Source organism: Marinobacter sp. UBA2498 (assembly GCF_002341575.1).
Classification (GTDB): domain Bacteria; phylum Pseudomonadota; class Gammaproteobacteria; order Pseudomonadales; family Oleiphilaceae; genus Marinobacter; species Marinobacter manganoxydans.
In genome coordinates this window covers 10,621-11,248 of record NZ_DDOI01000071.1, presented here as the reverse complement: position 1 = coordinate 11,248, position 628 = coordinate 10,621, and the positions used below count along the sequence as shown (strand labels likewise).

The window sequence follows — 628 nt, the reverse complement described above, 5'->3', positions numbered from 1 at the left end:
GGCGCCCAAGCCACGGTTCACTCGCGGCGTTCTGGCAAAATACGCTCGCACCGTGGGTTCTGCATCCAACGGGGCCATTACCGATCTGCCATGATCCGATGACTCCGGGCAATCACTGCTATAATCCGCCGCTGGCGGGGCAGTGATTGCCCGTACAGTTAACAAGTGAAGGGGCTTTGAAGCATGGGTATCCGCAGTATGGCCATCTGGTGGGTGTTTTTGCTGGCGCTGCAGCCCGGGATGTCCCAGGCTCACCAACAGGAGGCATCGGCCAGTTCGTCAGCATCGTCGAAACAGGATGGTCCAAACCTGGCATCGGTGAATGCCGCGGTTGCCGTGGCTGGTGATAACGAGCTGATTTTCGGCAAGAATGCCGACCGGTCCGTACCCATTGCCTCTGTCACCAAGGTCATGACCGCGCTGGTCGTGCTGGAATCCGGCGAGCCGCTGGATGAGTGGCTGACTTTTCATGAGCGGCATACGCCCGCCGCCGCCAACGCCTACAGTCGGATTCGCATCGACTCGGAGATGCGGCGTAAAGATGTCCTGCGCGTTGCACTGATGTCCTCCGAAAATTTTGCCGCCTACACCCTTGCCCGTAGCCACCCGGGCGGGTTCGATGCCTTTA

1 protein-coding gene is annotated in these 628 nt (G+C 59.7%); it reads left to right on the top strand.

All coding sequences use genetic code 11. The features are described 5' to 3' along the window. Window positions 1-183: 183 nt before the first annotated feature. On the top strand, window positions 184-628 hold a 445-nt coding region (locus B2W52_RS10125; protein ID WP_286802831.1), incomplete at its 3' end, for a serine hydrolase.